Origin of the sequence: Mesorhizobium sp. ES1-3 (assembly GCF_020164795.1) — a bacterium.
Lineage (GTDB): Bacteria > Pseudomonadota > Alphaproteobacteria > Rhizobiales > Rhizobiaceae > Mesorhizobium.
The window spans coordinates 108,442-122,107 of the sequence record NZ_JAIUGW010000010.1; the positions used below are offsets into that span (position 1 = coordinate 108,442).

Annotated in this window: 13 protein-coding genes and 2 pseudogenes; 4 read left to right on the top strand and 11 right to left on the bottom strand. The window is 63.7% G+C overall.

Annotated features, from left to right (window positions below; translation table 11 throughout):
- Nucleotides 1-19: 19 nt before the first annotated feature.
- From miaB to LB536_RS16020, 10 genes are all read right to left on the bottom strand, one after another.
- Nucleotides 20-1,429: a tRNA (N6-isopentenyl adenosine(37)-C2)-methylthiotransferase MiaB gene (gene miaB / locus LB536_RS15975; protein ID WP_224594181.1), complete on the bottom strand. Its 1,410-nt coding sequence runs from the start codon at nucleotides 1,427-1,429 to the stop codon at nucleotides 20-22.
- Between the two features lie 75 nt (nucleotides 1,430-1,504).
- Nucleotides 1,505-2,305, bottom strand: coding sequence for a lysophospholipid acyltransferase family protein (locus tag LB536_RS15980; protein ID WP_224594184.1), 801 nt, complete (start codon nucleotides 2,303-2,305; stop codon nucleotides 1,505-1,507).
- 26 nt (nucleotides 2,306-2,331) lie between these two features.
- Complete coding sequence (rimI, locus tag LB536_RS15985) at nucleotides 2,332-2,826, bottom strand: ribosomal protein S18-alanine N-acetyltransferase (protein ID WP_224594186.1); 495 nt, start codon at nucleotides 2,824-2,826, stop codon at nucleotides 2,332-2,334.
- A gap of 103 nt (nucleotides 2,827-2,929) precedes the next feature.
- The gene (tsaB, locus tag LB536_RS15990) at nucleotides 2,930-3,607 is read right to left on the bottom strand and encodes a tRNA (adenosine(37)-N6)-threonylcarbamoyltransferase complex dimerization subunit type 1 TsaB (protein WP_140757894.1); all 678 of its coding nucleotides are present in this window, start codon (nucleotides 3,605-3,607) and stop codon (nucleotides 2,930-2,932) included.
- A 107-nt stretch (nucleotides 3,608-3,714) separates the two neighbouring features.
- Entirely contained in the window at nucleotides 3,715-4,821 is a 1,107-nt protein-coding gene (locus LB536_RS15995) for a DUF1513 domain-containing protein (RefSeq protein WP_224594188.1), read from the bottom strand.
- Between the two features lie 2 nt (nucleotides 4,822-4,823).
- The gene (locus LB536_RS16000) at nucleotides 4,824-5,903 is read right to left on the bottom strand and encodes an imelysin family protein (RefSeq protein ID WP_224594191.1); all 1,080 of its coding nucleotides are present in this window, start codon (nucleotides 5,901-5,903) and stop codon (nucleotides 4,824-4,826) included.
- Nucleotides 5,903-7,504 carry a di-heme oxidoredictase family protein gene (locus tag LB536_RS16005; RefSeq protein ID WP_224594194.1) on the bottom strand — a complete coding sequence of 534 codons (1,602 nt, stop codon included), beginning with the start codon at nucleotides 7,502-7,504 and terminating at the stop codon, nucleotides 5,903-5,905. The genes LB536_RS16000 and LB536_RS16005 overlap by 1 nt, the downstream gene beginning before the upstream one ends.
- Nucleotides 7,505-7,516: 12 nt before the next feature.
- Nucleotides 7,517-8,002, bottom strand: coding sequence for a bacterioferritin (bfr, locus tag LB536_RS16010; protein WP_140757898.1), 486 nt, complete (start codon nucleotides 8,000-8,002; stop codon nucleotides 7,517-7,519).
- Nucleotides 7,968-8,279, bottom strand: a complete 312-nt coding sequence (locus tag LB536_RS16015) for a (2Fe-2S)-binding protein (RefSeq protein ID WP_140507681.1) — start codon at nucleotides 8,277-8,279, stop codon at nucleotides 7,968-7,970. The genes bfr and LB536_RS16015 overlap by 35 nt, the downstream gene beginning before the upstream one ends.
- Nucleotides 8,280-8,336: 57 nt before the next feature.
- On the bottom strand, nucleotides 8,337-9,626 hold the full coding sequence (locus LB536_RS16020) for an imelysin family protein (protein ID WP_411966551.1): 1,290 nt from the start codon (nucleotides 9,624-9,626) through the stop codon (nucleotides 8,337-8,339).
- 432 nt (nucleotides 9,627-10,058) lie between these two features.
- On the opposite strand from LB536_RS16020, the gene LB536_RS16025 reads away from it, so the two are divergent.
- The 3 genes and pseudogenes from LB536_RS16025 to LB536_RS16035 all read left to right on the top strand — a co-directional run bounded on the left by LB536_RS16025 (nucleotide 10,059) and on the right by LB536_RS16035 (nucleotide 11,910).
- Nucleotides 10,059-11,312 carry an NAD(P)/FAD-dependent oxidoreductase gene (locus LB536_RS16025; RefSeq protein WP_224594196.1) on the top strand — a complete coding sequence of 418 codons (1,254 nt, stop codon included), beginning with the start codon at nucleotides 10,059-10,061 and terminating at the stop codon, nucleotides 11,310-11,312.
- Between the two features lie 36 nt (nucleotides 11,313-11,348).
- Nucleotides 11,349-11,579 carry a type II toxin-antitoxin system ParD family antitoxin gene (locus tag LB536_RS16030; protein WP_224594198.1) on the top strand — a complete coding sequence of 77 codons (231 nt, stop codon included), beginning with the start codon at nucleotides 11,349-11,351 and terminating at the stop codon, nucleotides 11,577-11,579.
- A 5-nt stretch (nucleotides 11,580-11,584) separates the two neighbouring features.
- A pseudogene (locus tag LB536_RS16035) lies at nucleotides 11,585-11,910 on the top strand (type II toxin-antitoxin system RelE/ParE family toxin).
- Nucleotides 11,911-11,963: 53 nt separating this feature from the next.
- Here the strand turns inward: LB536_RS16035 and LB536_RS16040 are convergent.
- Nucleotides 11,964-13,241, bottom strand: coding sequence for a 4-aminobutyrate--2-oxoglutarate transaminase (locus LB536_RS16040; protein WP_224594200.1), 1,278 nt, complete (start codon nucleotides 13,239-13,241; stop codon nucleotides 11,964-11,966).
- A 121-nt stretch (nucleotides 13,242-13,362) separates the two neighbouring features.
- Here LB536_RS16040 and LB536_RS16045 point away from each other — a divergent pair.
- Nucleotides 13,363-13,644: pseudogene (locus tag LB536_RS16045) on the top strand (hypothetical protein); the annotation flags it as partial.
- Nucleotides 13,645-13,666: the final 22 nt, after the last annotated feature.

The window sequence follows — 13,666 nt, forward strand, 5'->3', positions numbered from 1 at the left end:
TCCTCATCTGCCGAGACCATCAGGCCAATTCGGCGAACAGGCTGTTGTAGCCCGTCTTCGTGATTCGCACCTTGATAATGTCACCGATTTCGCCGGCCTTTTCATCAACAATAACCGGCTGCAGCCAAGGCGAGCGACCAACCTTCTGGCCGGCCTGACGGCCGGGCTTCTCGATCAACGTATCTATGGTGCTGCCGACCAAACTCAAGCCGAAATCCTGCTGTTGTTTCAACAGCAGCGCCTGCAGGCGCTGCAAGCGCTCGTCCTTGACCGCTTCCGGCACGTGGTCGGGCATGTCGGCGCCCGGCGTGCCGGGACGCGGCGAATATTTGAACGAGAAGGCCGAGGCGTAGTTCACCCGGCGCACCAGTTCCATGGTCGCTTCGAAATCAGTTTCCGTCTCGCCGGGGAACCCGACGATGAAGTCGCCCGACAGTGCGATATCGGGCCGGGCGCCCCGGATGCGGTCGAGCAGCGCCAGATAGTCTTGCGCCGTATGCCTGCGGTTCATCGCCTTCAGAATGCGATCCGAGCCTGATTGCACCGGTAGATGCAGATAGGGCATCAGCGACGGCAGGTCGCGATGGGCCGCGATCAATTCGTCGTCCATGTCGCGCGGATGGCTGGTCGTGTAGCGCAGCCGCGCCAGTCCGGGGATTTCGGACAACCTGAACAGCAGGCGGCCGAGACCCCATTCCTGACCGTTCTCGCCCTGGCCATGCCAGGCGTTGACGTTCTGGCCGAGCAGCGTCACCTCGCGCACACCGGCCTCCGCCAGGCGCTCGGCCTCCGCGACGATCTGCGCCACCGGCCGCGACACTTCCGAGCCTCTGGTATAGGGCACGACGCAGAAGGTGCAGAACTTGTCGCAGCCTTCCTGGACGGTGAGGAAGGCGGTGACGCCGCGCTTGATCACCTCGGCGCGCTTGGGCTGCGGCAGATGCTCGAACTTGTCCTCGATGGCGTAGTCGGTCTCGACGATCTTCTCGCCGCCGCGAACCCGGGCCAATACGTCGGGCAGACGGTGATAGGTCTGCGGACCGATGACCAGGTCGACGGCCGGCGACCGGCGGACGATCTCGGCGCCCTCGGCCTGCGCCACGCAACCAGCGACGCCGATCAGCATCTCGCGGCCGGCGCTGGCGCGCTCGGCTTTCATGTCACGGATGCGGCCAAGTTCGGAATAGACCTTTTCGGCCGCTTTTTCCCTGATGTGGCAGGTGTTGAGCAGCACCAGATCGGCCTCGCCGATGGCATCGGTCGCGGTATAGCCGTCGGCGGCCAGCGCGTCGGTCATGCGCTGTGAATCATAGACGTTCATCTGGCAGCCATAGGTCTTGATGAAGACCTTCCTCACTGCCGTGGCATGCACAGCCGGCTGTCCGGCCACGGTGCCGATGTCGTCGCTTTCAATCGTGTTCAAGTCCATCCGGCGGCTTCTAACGCCTTTCCGTGACAAAAAACAGACGATTCTCCGCATGCGCCGGCTGGCGCATGCCGGCGGCTAACGGCTCAGGTGCGGATCGGCGAGGGCCGCCTGCATCATCTCGCGCACCCGGCCCTCCATCAGCTTGGCCGTTTCCTTGCGGTTGGAACCCTTGGCAAAGGCGATCGGTTCGCCGAAATGCACCTCGACGTCGAGCGCGCCCTCGGCCATCAGCACCTTGAGATGCGGCATCAGGTCCTCGTCGCCGATCCAGGCGGCGATCGGGCGGTGGCGGCGGCCAAGCGGCACGCCGTGCAGGCGCGTGTAGGCGATCGCCACCGGCTGGATGAACACTTCCTGCGCGGCACCTTCCGAGATCGCCATCGAGGCGGCGCCGAACAGCGTGCTCTTGAAGGGCAGCACAACATTGCCATCACCGGTCGACCCCTCCGCGAACAGCACCATGGCATCGCCCTTGGCCATACGATTGGCGATCTCGCTGACCTGGTCGCCCGAGGAGCGCTTGCGCTCGCGCTCGATGAAGACGGTGCGCTGCAGCTTCGACAGCATGCCGATCAGCGGCCAGCCTTCCATGTCGGCCCTGGCGATGAACTTCACATCGGCAAAGGAGCCCAGCACCATGATGTCGGTCCAGGAGATGTGGTTGGAGGCCACCAGCAAGGGACGCTTGGCCGACAGCGTACCCCTGACATGGATACGCATGCCGAGCGCCCGGATGATCAGCCTGTGCCAGGTCTTGAGGATGACGGTTTCCGGCCACCAGCCGGTTTTCATCGACAGTATCTGCAGCGGCACGAGAACCAGCGACCCGGCGACGACAAGGCCCAGCGCCAGGAAAATCCTGATTTTTCCGATCATATGTCCTGGCCCTACCCGATCCCTCGCTAGCGAAGATCGCGGCGCATGACAAGCGCGCCCGTCGGCCCCCGATCCGGCGACTTGTAGTAATCCGGTCGCTTGCCGACTTCCCGAAAACCCAGCCGACGATAGAGGGCGATCGCGGCGGCATTGGTCTCATCTACCTCCAGGAACAGGGCTTCGGCGCGCTGCGAATGCAGCTCGCGCAGCACCGCGTCCATCAACTGCCAGCCCAGGCCCTGGCGGCGATGCGACCGCGCCACCGCGATGGTCAGGATTTCACCCTCGCCCGCGGCCAATCGAGCGAGGACGAAGCCGACGGGCGGTTTGGCGCCCTGCCCGGTTTCGCGCGCGGCATAACCGAACACGGTATCCTGTTCGAGCAGGGCGGCGAACTCACCGTCGGTCCATGGGCGGACAAAGTCCTCGCGGTGCAGCACCGAGACAGCTGGGCTGTCGGTAATCCTGAGCGGCTCGAGCGCGTACTCCCGGCGGCGCGATTGGAGAAAAGGTATGCGCATCAATTCTCGTTTTCTCGTCTGACCATGATCTGTGGACAAACGGGACCGTTTGTCCGCGAAAACCGGCTTCCACTTTCCGCTAACGCGGTCCTTCGGTTCGGGATCATGGTCTTTGCCTCGAAAGTATAAATCCGGCCTGCGGCTTGGCATCGGCACCACGCAGATAAAGCGGTTTCGGCCTTTCGCCCTGCCCCTTTGCGGCAGCCAGCCGGGCGTAGGTGAGAATGTCGGCGGTGGCCGTCCGAGGCCCGACATCGAAGGTGCGGCCGGCCGCTTCGGCGATCGGCGTCGCCGCCGTGCCAGCGAGCACCGCGGAACATTCCGACGCCATGGTCACCGCGTCCGCAAGCGTGACCACCGCCGGACCGTAAGTCAAGGCTGACATTTCATCGTAGAGCGCGGCATGGATTTCCTCGCGTCCGGCATCGAGCGCCGCCAGCACGGCACGGCCTGGAAATGCGGTGGCTGCCTCGGCGGCCAGCGCCTCGAGGGTCGTCACCCCGATTGCCGGAACCTTGAGCGCCAGCGCCAGGCCGCGCGCGGTCGACACACCGACGCGCAGGCCGGTGAAGGAACCGGGGCCGACGGAGACGGCAACGGCGCCAAGGCCGGCGTAGTCGGTTGCGCCGGCCTTCAACGCTTCGGCGATGACGGCCATCAGGTGCTCGGCATGGCCTTTGCCCAGGTCAAGCACCGAACGGCCGAGCTCCCGCCCGACCGCCGCGTCGTAGACGCAGGCGGCGCAGAGGCTGGCGGCACAGTCGATGGCGAGAACTTTCATGAAACGACCGGTTCGAGAAACAATTCCCTGTGCCCGCCATAGCGCGCAACCGCAAGGGTATAGTGCACAATTTGTTAAGCGACTTCGGTTTGGCCTGGCAGAGGACCTTATGCCGCCAGGCCTATGCGCAGCATGTGGTTGTCCCAGACATAGTCCGGTTCCGACCGCGTGGCACCACTGCCCTCGATGATCTCGCCAGCGCCCGTTGTCGCCATGAAACCGGCCCCGTCGGGCGCCACGCCGCAGACTTCGACCAGCGCGCTGGAGGAGACGACCCCGCCGCTGCCCGCGTCGATCACGACCAGTGAATTGCCTTCCGGCGAGGAGATGGCGACGGTACCGGCAACAGGATTGGCGGCGACCGAGCCGATATAGTTGCGGAAACCGGACAGCACGTCCTGCGGCATGTCGAGCAAAGCCAACTCCTTGCCACGCGCGGCGCGGCCGACCAGCAGCGGACGATCGGTGCCGGGGCCCCGGTACTGGCAACCGAACCAGACGGCGCCGGTCTGGTCGATATCCATGTGGCGGATCGACAATTGGTGCAGTGCGGCCGGCAATTCATGCTTTTCGATCAGGTCGCCGGTGACGCGGTCGACCAGCACATAGGAGGGTTTCATAGTGGCAATGTTGAACTCGGCGTGGCCATAGTCGGGATGGGTCTCGATGCCGCCATTGGCGACCGCGATCGTCCTGCCGTCGCCCAGCAGCAGAAGTTCGTGCGGGCCCATGCCGTAGGTCGGGAATTCGCCGATGCGATTGAATTTCGCCCGCGCGTCATAGACGCCGACCACGCCGGCCGCGTTGTCGAAATCGTTCTCGGTGGCGTAGAGCAATGCGCCGTCGGGCGAGAACACGCCGTGACCGAAGAAGTGCCGGCCGGTGATGCTGGCGATGGTCAGCGGAGCATCGCGTCCCGTGTGATCGAAAACGACGGCGAAAGTGCCGGGCTGGCGGGCAAAGACCACCGTACGCTTCAATACGGGATCGAAGGTGACGTCATGGCCGCGATCGGGCAGGTCGATCGCATGCAGCACCTTGCCGGCTTCGGACAGGACGGCAGCGCCAAAACTGCCGTCGCGCTTGACGAAGGCGGTGGCAAAGACGGCATCCGCCGCAAGCGTGTTCGCCCAGGCTGAGGGCGTCAGGGCGGCGGCAAAGCTTGCACCTGCCACTTTAAGGAAATCGCGGCGGTCGATGAGCAATCTCTTCATGCTCAGTCCCCATCCAGCGACGAGAAGCCGGCGGTCAGGCCGAATTCGGCGGTCAACCTGGTGCCGATCAGGGTCGACAGGCTGGAGGTGATCAGGACGAAATGCTCGAGTTTTTCGCGCAGCGCCGGATCGGCGAGCGCCTTGTCGATCGGGCTCTGGACGGCCTTGGCGATCGCGACGCCGTTGAGCAGCTGGATGTGGATCGATTCCGCCATCCAGCGCGCATCCGGCGGCAGCGCGTCGCCAAGCTTCGACACCTGGAACAGCGCATCGACGCCGGCCAGATTTCCGGCCAGCGCATTGGCGGTGTTTTGCGAACGCCAGTAGATAGCTTGTTTTGGCTTGTCGGCCTCGGGCTTGGCACCCAGAAAACCCTTCAGGCGCACATCGCGGACCATTTCCAGCTCGTTGATGAAGACCCCGACCAGTTCGGTGACCGCCTCGTTGCCATCACGATAGAGCGCGTTTTGCGGCCCCGGATTGGCCCAGAGCGCCGCGAAGCCGTCCGGTTTGTTCCAGGCCGCACTGACATCCGCTGCTATGGTTTCGATGTTGCGGGCAACAGCCGCGCCATAAGCGCAGCGATAGGGTTCAGCCTTGCCCGTCAAGGCATCGGCGCCCTCGCCGTAAAGCACGAATTCCAGCGCGCCGAGCCCCTGCATGGCAACGCTCTTGCCGGCGAGCTGGACAGGGTCGGCGGCGGCGGGATCCTTGTCCGACAGCGCCGCCTGCACCTGTTTCAGGCCGATGCTCTTGCGGTCCGGCCAGAATAGCATGCGCTCCAGCCTGTTGTTCTCCTTGATCGGCCCGAAACCGATGATCTCGGCCGATGACCAGGCATGGACGGTAGCCGAGAACGCAGCCCGCGCGGATTCGAGGTCGGCTTGCGAGGGCGCCTCGCAGAGCTTGTGCATCGCTTTGGCGAGGGCCTCCGCATGCTGGTGCAGGCCGTCATATGCCGGGCGGACAAAGCCGTCGATCGCGCGCTGGATGACGTCAGAGGCTTTCACCGCGGCCGATGCGGGGAGAGCGCTCAGCAGAACCAGCGGAAGAAGGAGAACCAGCGCGAAACGCTTCGGCATCAAAGTGACTCCAGGAATTTGACCAATGCATCGCGCTCGGTGGCGCTGGTGGCGGCAAAGCGATCGCGCGCCTTCCGCGCCTCGCCACCATGCCACAGGATAGCCTCGACCAAAGAGCGCGCACGGCCATCGTGCAGATAGAAGGAATTGCCGTTGACCGTCTCGGTGAGGCCGATGCCCCATAGCGGCGGGGTGCGCCACTCATTGCCAGTCGCCTCGCCCACGGCCTGGCCATCGGCAAGATCCGGCCCCATGTCGTGCAGCAGGAAATCGGAATAAGGCCAGATCAACTGGAACGCCTGCGCCTTGTCGGGCGCATCGCGACGGGTGACGAATTTCGGCGTGTGACAGGCAACGCAGCCGATTTCGTAAAAGACCTTCTTGCCAGCGAGCACATCAGGCGAGGCGAGGTCGCGCCGCGCCGGCACTGCCAGGTTCCGCGAATAAAAGGTGACGAGATCCATCACCGGCGCCGGCGCCGCGGCAGGGCCGAGGCGCGCCTGCACGCCGTTGGGCATGGCGAGGCATTTTTCCTGCGCGGCGGTGCAATCACCCCAGTGTTTCGGCTCTTGCGGCGTCGAGATGCCGATATCGCCGGCAAAGGCATCCGCCGCCTGCTGGCGGATCGACGCCGTCTGCGCCTTCCAGCCGAAACGGCCAAGCGTCAGCTCGCCGCTCAGGCCATCGCGCACGATGTTCGGCTTGCCGGAGATCCCATCGCCATCCCTATCGTCCGGGTCGGCAAGGGCCAGAATGTCGCCGGGCGCGATCTGCTCGATCAGGCCAAGCCCGATCACGGGCGGAGTCAGGCGTGGCGACAGGGTGGTGCGTGGATCGAGCGGCCCGTAGGCAAGATCGGTAACGGAATAACTGGGCTTGCGCAGGGAAACCACGGCGCCATCCGTCAGCTCCACCTTACGTTCCTGATAGTCGACACGCATCCTGCCCTCACCCCTGAGGCCAGGGACGGCCAGTTCCTGCAACTGCGTACCATAGACCGGGTCCGGGAGATTGAGCAGCCTGTGGTCGGCGAACGCCGCCTTCTCTTCCGCGCTGCTTGCGTCGCGCGCCAGCCGCAGGAACATCGAGGTGGTGCCGGCATCGCCTTGCGGCGGCCGGCCGCGGCCATCCTTCAGATGGCAGTTCTGGCAGGCGCGTTCGTTGAACAGGGGGCCAAGCCCATCCGACGCCTGCGTCGAGGATGGCGACGACACCCAGTTCTTGCGGAACAGGGCGTTGCCGAGCTTGAAGGTGCCTTCTTCCTCGAAGCTGATGTTGGCCGAGGATTGCGAGAAGGAATCGCGGCTGACGTCCTTCCGCGAGGTGCCCGCGCCACCTTGCATCAGTTCGAAAGCCTCGGGTTGGGAGAAATCCGTGGTCGGCCTGGTGACGGCGGTGACGCGCGCCTGATCCTTGGCATTGAGATCGGTGCGCGTGGTGGCGAGGCCGGCGGGTTGAAGGTCGCCGGCGATCGCGGAGGATGTCAACGCCAGCATGAGAATGATGCCGCGCCGACCAGCCGATATGGCTGGCGCTTTCCGGAGGGGCAGCGGGGCTTTGGCCCGCCGCAAGCGGCGCAGGAAGTCTAAGAGGCGCCGCATTCCCGCATATCCTTAATCCGCCTCGTCCGCCGATGCGGCGTTGAGCTGGCCGTACTTTTCCTCGCCGATCGAGGCCAGCAGGTCGAGCTGCGTCTCGAGGAAGTCGATGTGGCCTTCCTCGTCGGCCAGCAGTTCCTCGAACAGTTTCATCGATACGTAGTCGCCCGCCTCATCGCAGATTTCGCGCGAGCGCTTGTAGGCAGTGCGCGCGTCATATTCACCGGCAAGATCGGATTCGAGCACTTCCTTGACGTTCTGGCCGATGCGCAGCGGCGCCACGGACTGCAGGTTGGGATGGCCTTCGAGGAAGATGATGCGGGCGACCAGCTTGTCGGCGTGGTGCATCTCCTCGATCGATTCCGCCCGCTCCTTCTTGGCCAGCTTGGCATATCCCCAATCCTCGAGCAGGCGGAAATGCACCCAATACTGGTTGACGGCGCCGAGCTCCAAAAAAAGAGCCTCGTTAAGCCGCTCGATGACCTGTGGTTCGCCTTTCATGGGTTCTGCTCCCGTATTGGACGCGCAGGCCTCTGACGCGATCCAGATGTGAAACGATGTCCACGCCGCTCGCCTGCGAGCGGGCATGGTAGTTCTCGGTGACCCGAATGATCGTTTCGACCACATTTGGGAAACAGCCGCAACAGCGGCCCCGTTTGTGCATGGCGTGATAGACCTTCGCCGGCACGATGAGCTGCCAGGGATCCTGATCCAGCAGGCCGATGATCGTCTGCTCGATCTCCTTCTCGGTGATGATGTTGCAATGGCAGATCAGCATTTCGTCGCTCTAGCTGACGGCGCCGGTGCGGCGCCGTTTGGCTGGGGATGGTAGGGTCTACTTGAACACCTTGTCGGGTGCGTCGAGGCTGTCGGAGCCTTCGAAGGCGATGGCGTTCAACTTCAACGAACCGACCGCGCGCTCGATCGACTTGGTCTGGTCGATCAGCGCGTCGATCGCCGCCTGAACGGTGGCATTGCCCGCGGTATTGCCTTCGGCGATCTGCTGGTCATAGGCCTCGCCGGCCTCGGCCCGCGCCTTGATCGCCTCCATCTTGGCGACGGTGACATCGAGTTTATCAGACAGTTCCTTGTCGATCGCCGGATCGGCGGCCTTGACCATATCGGACGCCGAAGGACCCGAAACGACGGTGCCGTCCAGCCTGGTGTAGCTGGCATGATAGGCGGCGCGGATGCCGACGGCATCATAGAGGTGGGAATTGTAGGTGTTGTCGGAGAAGCAGTCCTGCTCCTCTTCCGGGTCATGCAGCAACAGGCCGAGCTTCATGCGTTCGCCTGCCAGTTCGCCGTAGGAGAGCGAGCCCATGCCGGTGAAGATGACCGAGATGGAGGTGTTCGGCGCACCGTCGAGCAGGTTCTTGCGCGCCGCACCGTCTTCCTTCCAGTTGCCGACCATCTCCTGCAGGTCCGAGACCAGAAGGGTGCTGGCGGACTTCAGATATTCGGCGCGGCGGTCGCAATTGCCGCTGGTGCAGTTCTTTGGGTCATAGTCGGTGTAGGGGCGCTCGCCGGCGCCCGGGCCGGTGCCGTGCAGGTCCTGGCCCCAGAGCAGGAATTCGACGGCATGATAGCCGGTGGAGACATTGGCCTCGACGCCGCCGGCCTCCTGCAGCGTGCCGGAGAGGAACTCCGGTGAGAGCTTCGAGGCATCGACCTTCTTGCCGTTGATCTCGATTTCCTTGTTGGCGATCACATTGGCTGTGTAGAGCGAATTCGCGTCGGACTCGGTGCCGTAGCTCTTGGCGACATAGTCGATCAGGCCTTCGTCCAGCGGCCAGGAATTCACCTTGCCTTCCCAGTCGTCGACGATCTTGTTGCCGAAGCGATAGACCTCGGTCTGCTGGTAGGGCACGCGCGATGCCTTCCAGGCGTCGCGGGCGGCATTGAGCGTTTCCGCCGACGGATTGGCAAGCAGCGCGTCGACCGCCTTGTCGAGCGCCTGCGCCGTGGTCAGCGAATCCTCGTATTTGGCAAGTCCGATGTCGGCATAGGTCTTGATGACCGCCTTCGCATCGGTTTCCGCCTTGGCGGGCAGCACGAACACCGCTCCCGTCAGCAGCGCCGTGGCGCCGATCGCCATCAGCCTGCCGCCATATCGTGCTGTCATTATCGGTCTCCAGTTTCTCGGGAATTTTCCAAGCGGCGCGCGCGCCGACCCGCGCCAGGCCACATTCATGCCATTGGGCGCAAGACATGCCGCGCGATCGCGCGGCTCAGGGAAGAAAGACACCAAAATGCCTCCAATCGAACGGGTTCAAGGCCCAGACATCAAAGGGATGCGCCAATGCGCGAGCTTCCTTAAAGCTTTGAGTCCGAAGGAAGTCAATGGACAATTTCTGGAAAACTCAATTGAAACAATAGTTTAGAATTATTCTAAACTACGATTGTCAACTTTACACGCCCGCTGCACCGGCTTTGCGGACGAACTGTACGATTGACAGTCGCCATCCCGGGTGCGACCCGCAACCCCCCTCTTGCGGCGGCGCCAGACAATTGCCACTTGGCGAGACGTCCTAGGATCGAACGGGATCGGAATGCGATGAAGAACGGCGTGGTCATTGTCGGTGCGGGTCATGCGGGCGTGCAGGCGGCCGCCAGTCTGCGCGAGGATGGCTACGATGGGCCGGTGATCCTGGTCGGCGACGAGAACGAACTGCCCTACCACAAGCCGCCGCTGTCGAAGACCTTCATCAAGGATGCCGAAGCCAAGCCTCAACCGCTTCGGGGCGAGGCCTTCTATACCGGCAGCGCCATCGACTACCGGCCAGGGATCCGGATCGAGCGTATCGATGCCGGCAGCCACAGTCTCGACATTGCGGGCGGCGGCGCACTTGCCTTCGACCATCTGATCCTGGCGACCGGATCGCGCCCACGCGCCCTGCCGCTGCCCGGGGCGGATCTGTCCGGCGTGGTGTCGCTGCGCTCGCTGGCCGATGCGCGGTTGATCCGGGAGCTGAGCGCGCGGAGCGAAGATGTGGTCATCCTCGGCGGCGGCTTCATCGGGCTGGAGATCGCAGCGACGCTGCGGGCTGCCGGCCGCACCGTGACGGTTGTCGAAGCCGTCGACCGGCTGCTCGGCCGCGCCGTGGCGCCGGTGGTGGCGAGCCATGTCCGGCAAAGGCTGGAAGCGACAGGCGTGCGCATTCTCACCGGGACCTCGATTTCAAGGCTCGAAGGCGAAAACGGCCATGTCACGGCCGCGATCACCTCGTCAGGCGAAAGACTGCCGGCGCGTATGGTCGTGGTCGGCATCGGCGCCGTGCCGAATGTCGAGCTGGCGCAAGCCGCGGGCCTTGCCGTCGCCAACGGCATCCGCGTCGATCACCAGATGCGCAGCTCGGCTCCGGAGATTCTAGCCATCGGCGACGCCGCCTCGTACCGGCACTGGTTCACGGGCGGCGACGTGCGGCTGGAATCGGTGCAAAACGCCACCGACCAGGCACGGCTTGCCGCCAGGACAATTACCGGTCACACCGACGCCTACTCGGCGGTGCCATGGTTCTGGTCCGACATTGGCGACATGAAGCTGCAGATGGTTGGCCTGACCGCTGGCGGCGACAGCCATGTCGTACTCGGCGATCTTCCCGACAACAAATTCTCGATCTACCACTATGCCGGCGACCGCCTGCTCGGTATCGAATCCGTCAACCGCCCCGGCGACCACATGCTTGGCCGCAAGATGCTCGGCGCCGGTTTCTCGCCGACGCCGCAGACGGTAGCCACGGGTCCCGAGGGGCTAAAGGCGGCGTTGGCCGCATTTCAGAACATGGAGTCAGTCAAGGTTAGGGCCTAGGGTTGCCAATTTTGCCATGGGCAATAAAATCTCGCAATGAGCACAATGAACATCTCGCTGGCTGACAGCCTGAAGCATTTTGTCGATCAACAAGTGACGGATCGCGGCTTCGGCACGAGCAGCGAGTATGTGCGTGAATTGATCCGCCGTGACCAGGATCGCCAGCTTCTCCGCAGTTTGCTCCTCGAGGGCGCATCATCCGCGCCAGGCGCTCCCGTTGACGATGATTATTTTGCTGCATTGCGAAAGCAGGCGCAGGGCCAATAGATCAGGTGGCCGCAAAGGCAATTATTCCTCGAAGCCTTGCTCTGCGCGATATCGAGGAGGCTGTTGATTATTTTGCCCGCGAAGTTGGTTCGCAAATGGCGTTGGGCTATGTCGACGATCTCCAGAACGCCCACGAACTGATAGCCAGCCATCCGGCATCGGCTCTCCGAGATATGGCTACGAAATTGGATTGCCCGGCCTGCGCAGCGTGGAACTCAAGCGCTATCCATACCTGATTTTCTATCTTGAGCGGACCGACCATATCGACGTCTGGCGGGTGCTGCACGCCAGAATGAACATCCCAGCCTGGTTGCAGAATCCGAGCTCCTGACGGCACGGCCACCGACTTCGGCGTAGACCGTCAGGAGAGACGGGCGGCGCCGATCAGGCGGCGCAGACTTCGCGGATCGAGCTTTCCAGAATGTCGAGCGCTTCGTTCATGACCTCGTCCTGGATGGTGATCGGCGCCAGGAAGCGGATGACGTTGCCGTAGACGCCGCAGGTCAGCAGGATCAGGCCCTTGTCGAGCGCCTTCAGGCGGATCGCATTGGCGATCTCGGCCGAGGGCAGCCCCTTCTTGACGTCGTTGAACTCCACCGCGTTCATGAAGCCCAAACCCCTGATGTCGACAATCTCGGGCACGTCGTCACGGACCGACTGCAGACGCTGCTTCAGCCTCGCACCCAGCGTGTTGGCGCGGTCGCAGAGCTTTTCGTCCTCGATGACGTCAAGCACGGCATGTGCCGCGGCAACGCCGATCGGGCTGCCGCCATAGGTGCCGCCAAGGCCGCCGGGGCTGGGCGCATCCATGATCTCGGCGCGGCCGGTGACCGCCGACAGCGGGAAGCCGCCAGCGAGGCTCTTGGCCATGGTGGTGATGTCGGCCGCCACCTCATGATGGTCCATGGCGAACATCTTGCCGGTGCGGGCAAAGCCGGTCTGCACCTCATCGGCGATGAGCAGCATGCCGTGCTGGTCGCAGAGCTTGCGCAGCGCCGTCAGGAGTTCACGCGGCGCGTCGTAGAAGCCGCCCTCGCCCTGAACCGGCTCAATGATGATCGCTGCGACGCGGGCCGGATCGACATCCGCCTTGAACAGCTTGTCGAGCGCCGCCAGCGAATCGGCGACCGAGACACCATGCAGTTGCACGGGGAACGGCACGTGGTAGACGTCGCCCGGCATGGCCCCGAAGCCAACCTTGTAGGGCACGACCTTGCCGGTCAGCGCCATGCCCATGAAGGTGCGGCCGTGGAAGCCGCCGCCAAAGGCGATGACGGCCTGGCGGCCGGTGGCGTTGCGAGCGATCTTGATGGCATTTTCCACCGCCTCGGCGCCGGTGGTGACGAAGATGGTCTTCTTCTCGAACTTGCCGGGCAGCATGGCGTTCAGCCGTTCGGCCAGCCGCACATAGCTCTCATAAGGCACGACCTGATGGCAGGTGTGGGTGAAGCGGTCGAGCTGCGCCCTGACCGCCTCGATTACCTTGGGGTGGCGGTGGCCGGTGTTGACGACGGCGATGCCCGAGGAGAAGTCGATATAGCGGCGGCCCTCGACATCCCAGATTTCCGAATTCTCAGCCCGATCGGCGTAGATCTGCGTGGTCATGCCGACGCCGCGCGAGATCGACTGGTTCTTGCGTTCGGAAATGGCGGAGTTCTTCATAATATCCCTCACCGGGCCGGCGCGCCCGTTCTGTTTGATGTCGTTGAATTCCCCTTCTGGCCTTATTTCAGATTTTCCTCAAGTCGGCACCATCACCGCGTCGATTGGGCCTGACTTAACCGGTCCGGCGATAGGCGCGGTGGTGCCGCTGATGCTGTTCGTCATGGCGATCATCCTGATGGTTGCAATTGCAGAGCTTCCAGCGCCTGTTCCTGGCGGTGGCGACGGAGCCGCTGGGCCTGATCGGCGTTGTGGTACGCCACGATGGGCGGCATCATCGCCGGCACGGCGATCACCCCTGCTGTTCCTGCCGGCGCTTTATTTGACGTGGTTCCGGATCAAGGAGCCGAAAGAGCGGGGCAAGGCGAAGGGTGGGATCCTGCCGGAAAGCGGAGCGGCCTGAGGCGGGAAATACACTCTGCGTC

Coding starts and splice junctions, on each gene's coding strand:
- miaB (WP_224594181.1), bottom strand. CDS start 1,429: ATGGACTTGAACACGATTGAAAGCGACGACATCGGCACCGTGGCCGGA.
- LB536_RS15980 (WP_224594184.1), bottom strand. CDS start 2,305: ATGATCGGAAAAATCAGGATTTTCCTGGCGCTGGGCCTTGTCGTCGCC.
- rimI (WP_224594186.1), bottom strand. CDS start 2,826: ATGCGCATACCTTTTCTCCAATCGCGCCGCCGGGAGTACGCGCTCGAG.
- tsaB (WP_140757894.1), bottom strand. CDS start 3,607: ATGAAAGTTCTCGCCATCGACTGTGCCGCCAGCCTCTGCGCCGCCTGC.
- LB536_RS15995 (WP_224594188.1), bottom strand. CDS start 4,821: ATGAAGAGATTGCTCATCGACCGCCGCGATTTCCTTAAAGTGGCAGGT.
- LB536_RS16000 (WP_224594191.1), bottom strand. CDS start 5,903: ATGCCGAAGCGTTTCGCGCTGGTTCTCCTTCTTCCGCTGGTTCTGCTG.
- LB536_RS16005 (WP_224594194.1), bottom strand. CDS start 7,504: ATGCGGCGCCTCTTAGACTTCCTGCGCCGCTTGCGGCGGGCCAAAGCC.
- bfr (WP_140757898.1), bottom strand. CDS start 8,002: ATGAAAGGCGAACCACAGGTCATCGAGCGGCTTAACGAGGCTCTTTTT.
- LB536_RS16015 (WP_140507681.1), bottom strand. CDS start 8,279: ATGCTGATCTGCCATTGCAACATCATCACCGAGAAGGAGATCGAGCAG.
- LB536_RS16020 (WP_411966551.1), bottom strand. CDS start 9,626: ATGACAGCACGATATGGCGGCAGGCTGATGGCGATCGGCGCCACGGCG.
- LB536_RS16025 (WP_224594196.1), top strand. CDS start 10,059: ATGAAGAACGGCGTGGTCATTGTCGGTGCGGGTCATGCGGGCGTGCAG.
- LB536_RS16030 (WP_224594198.1), top strand. CDS start 11,349: ATGAGCACAATGAACATCTCGCTGGCTGACAGCCTGAAGCATTTTGTC.
- LB536_RS16040 (WP_224594200.1), bottom strand. CDS start 13,241: ATGAAGAACTCCGCCATTTCCGAACGCAAGAACCAGTCGATCTCGCGC.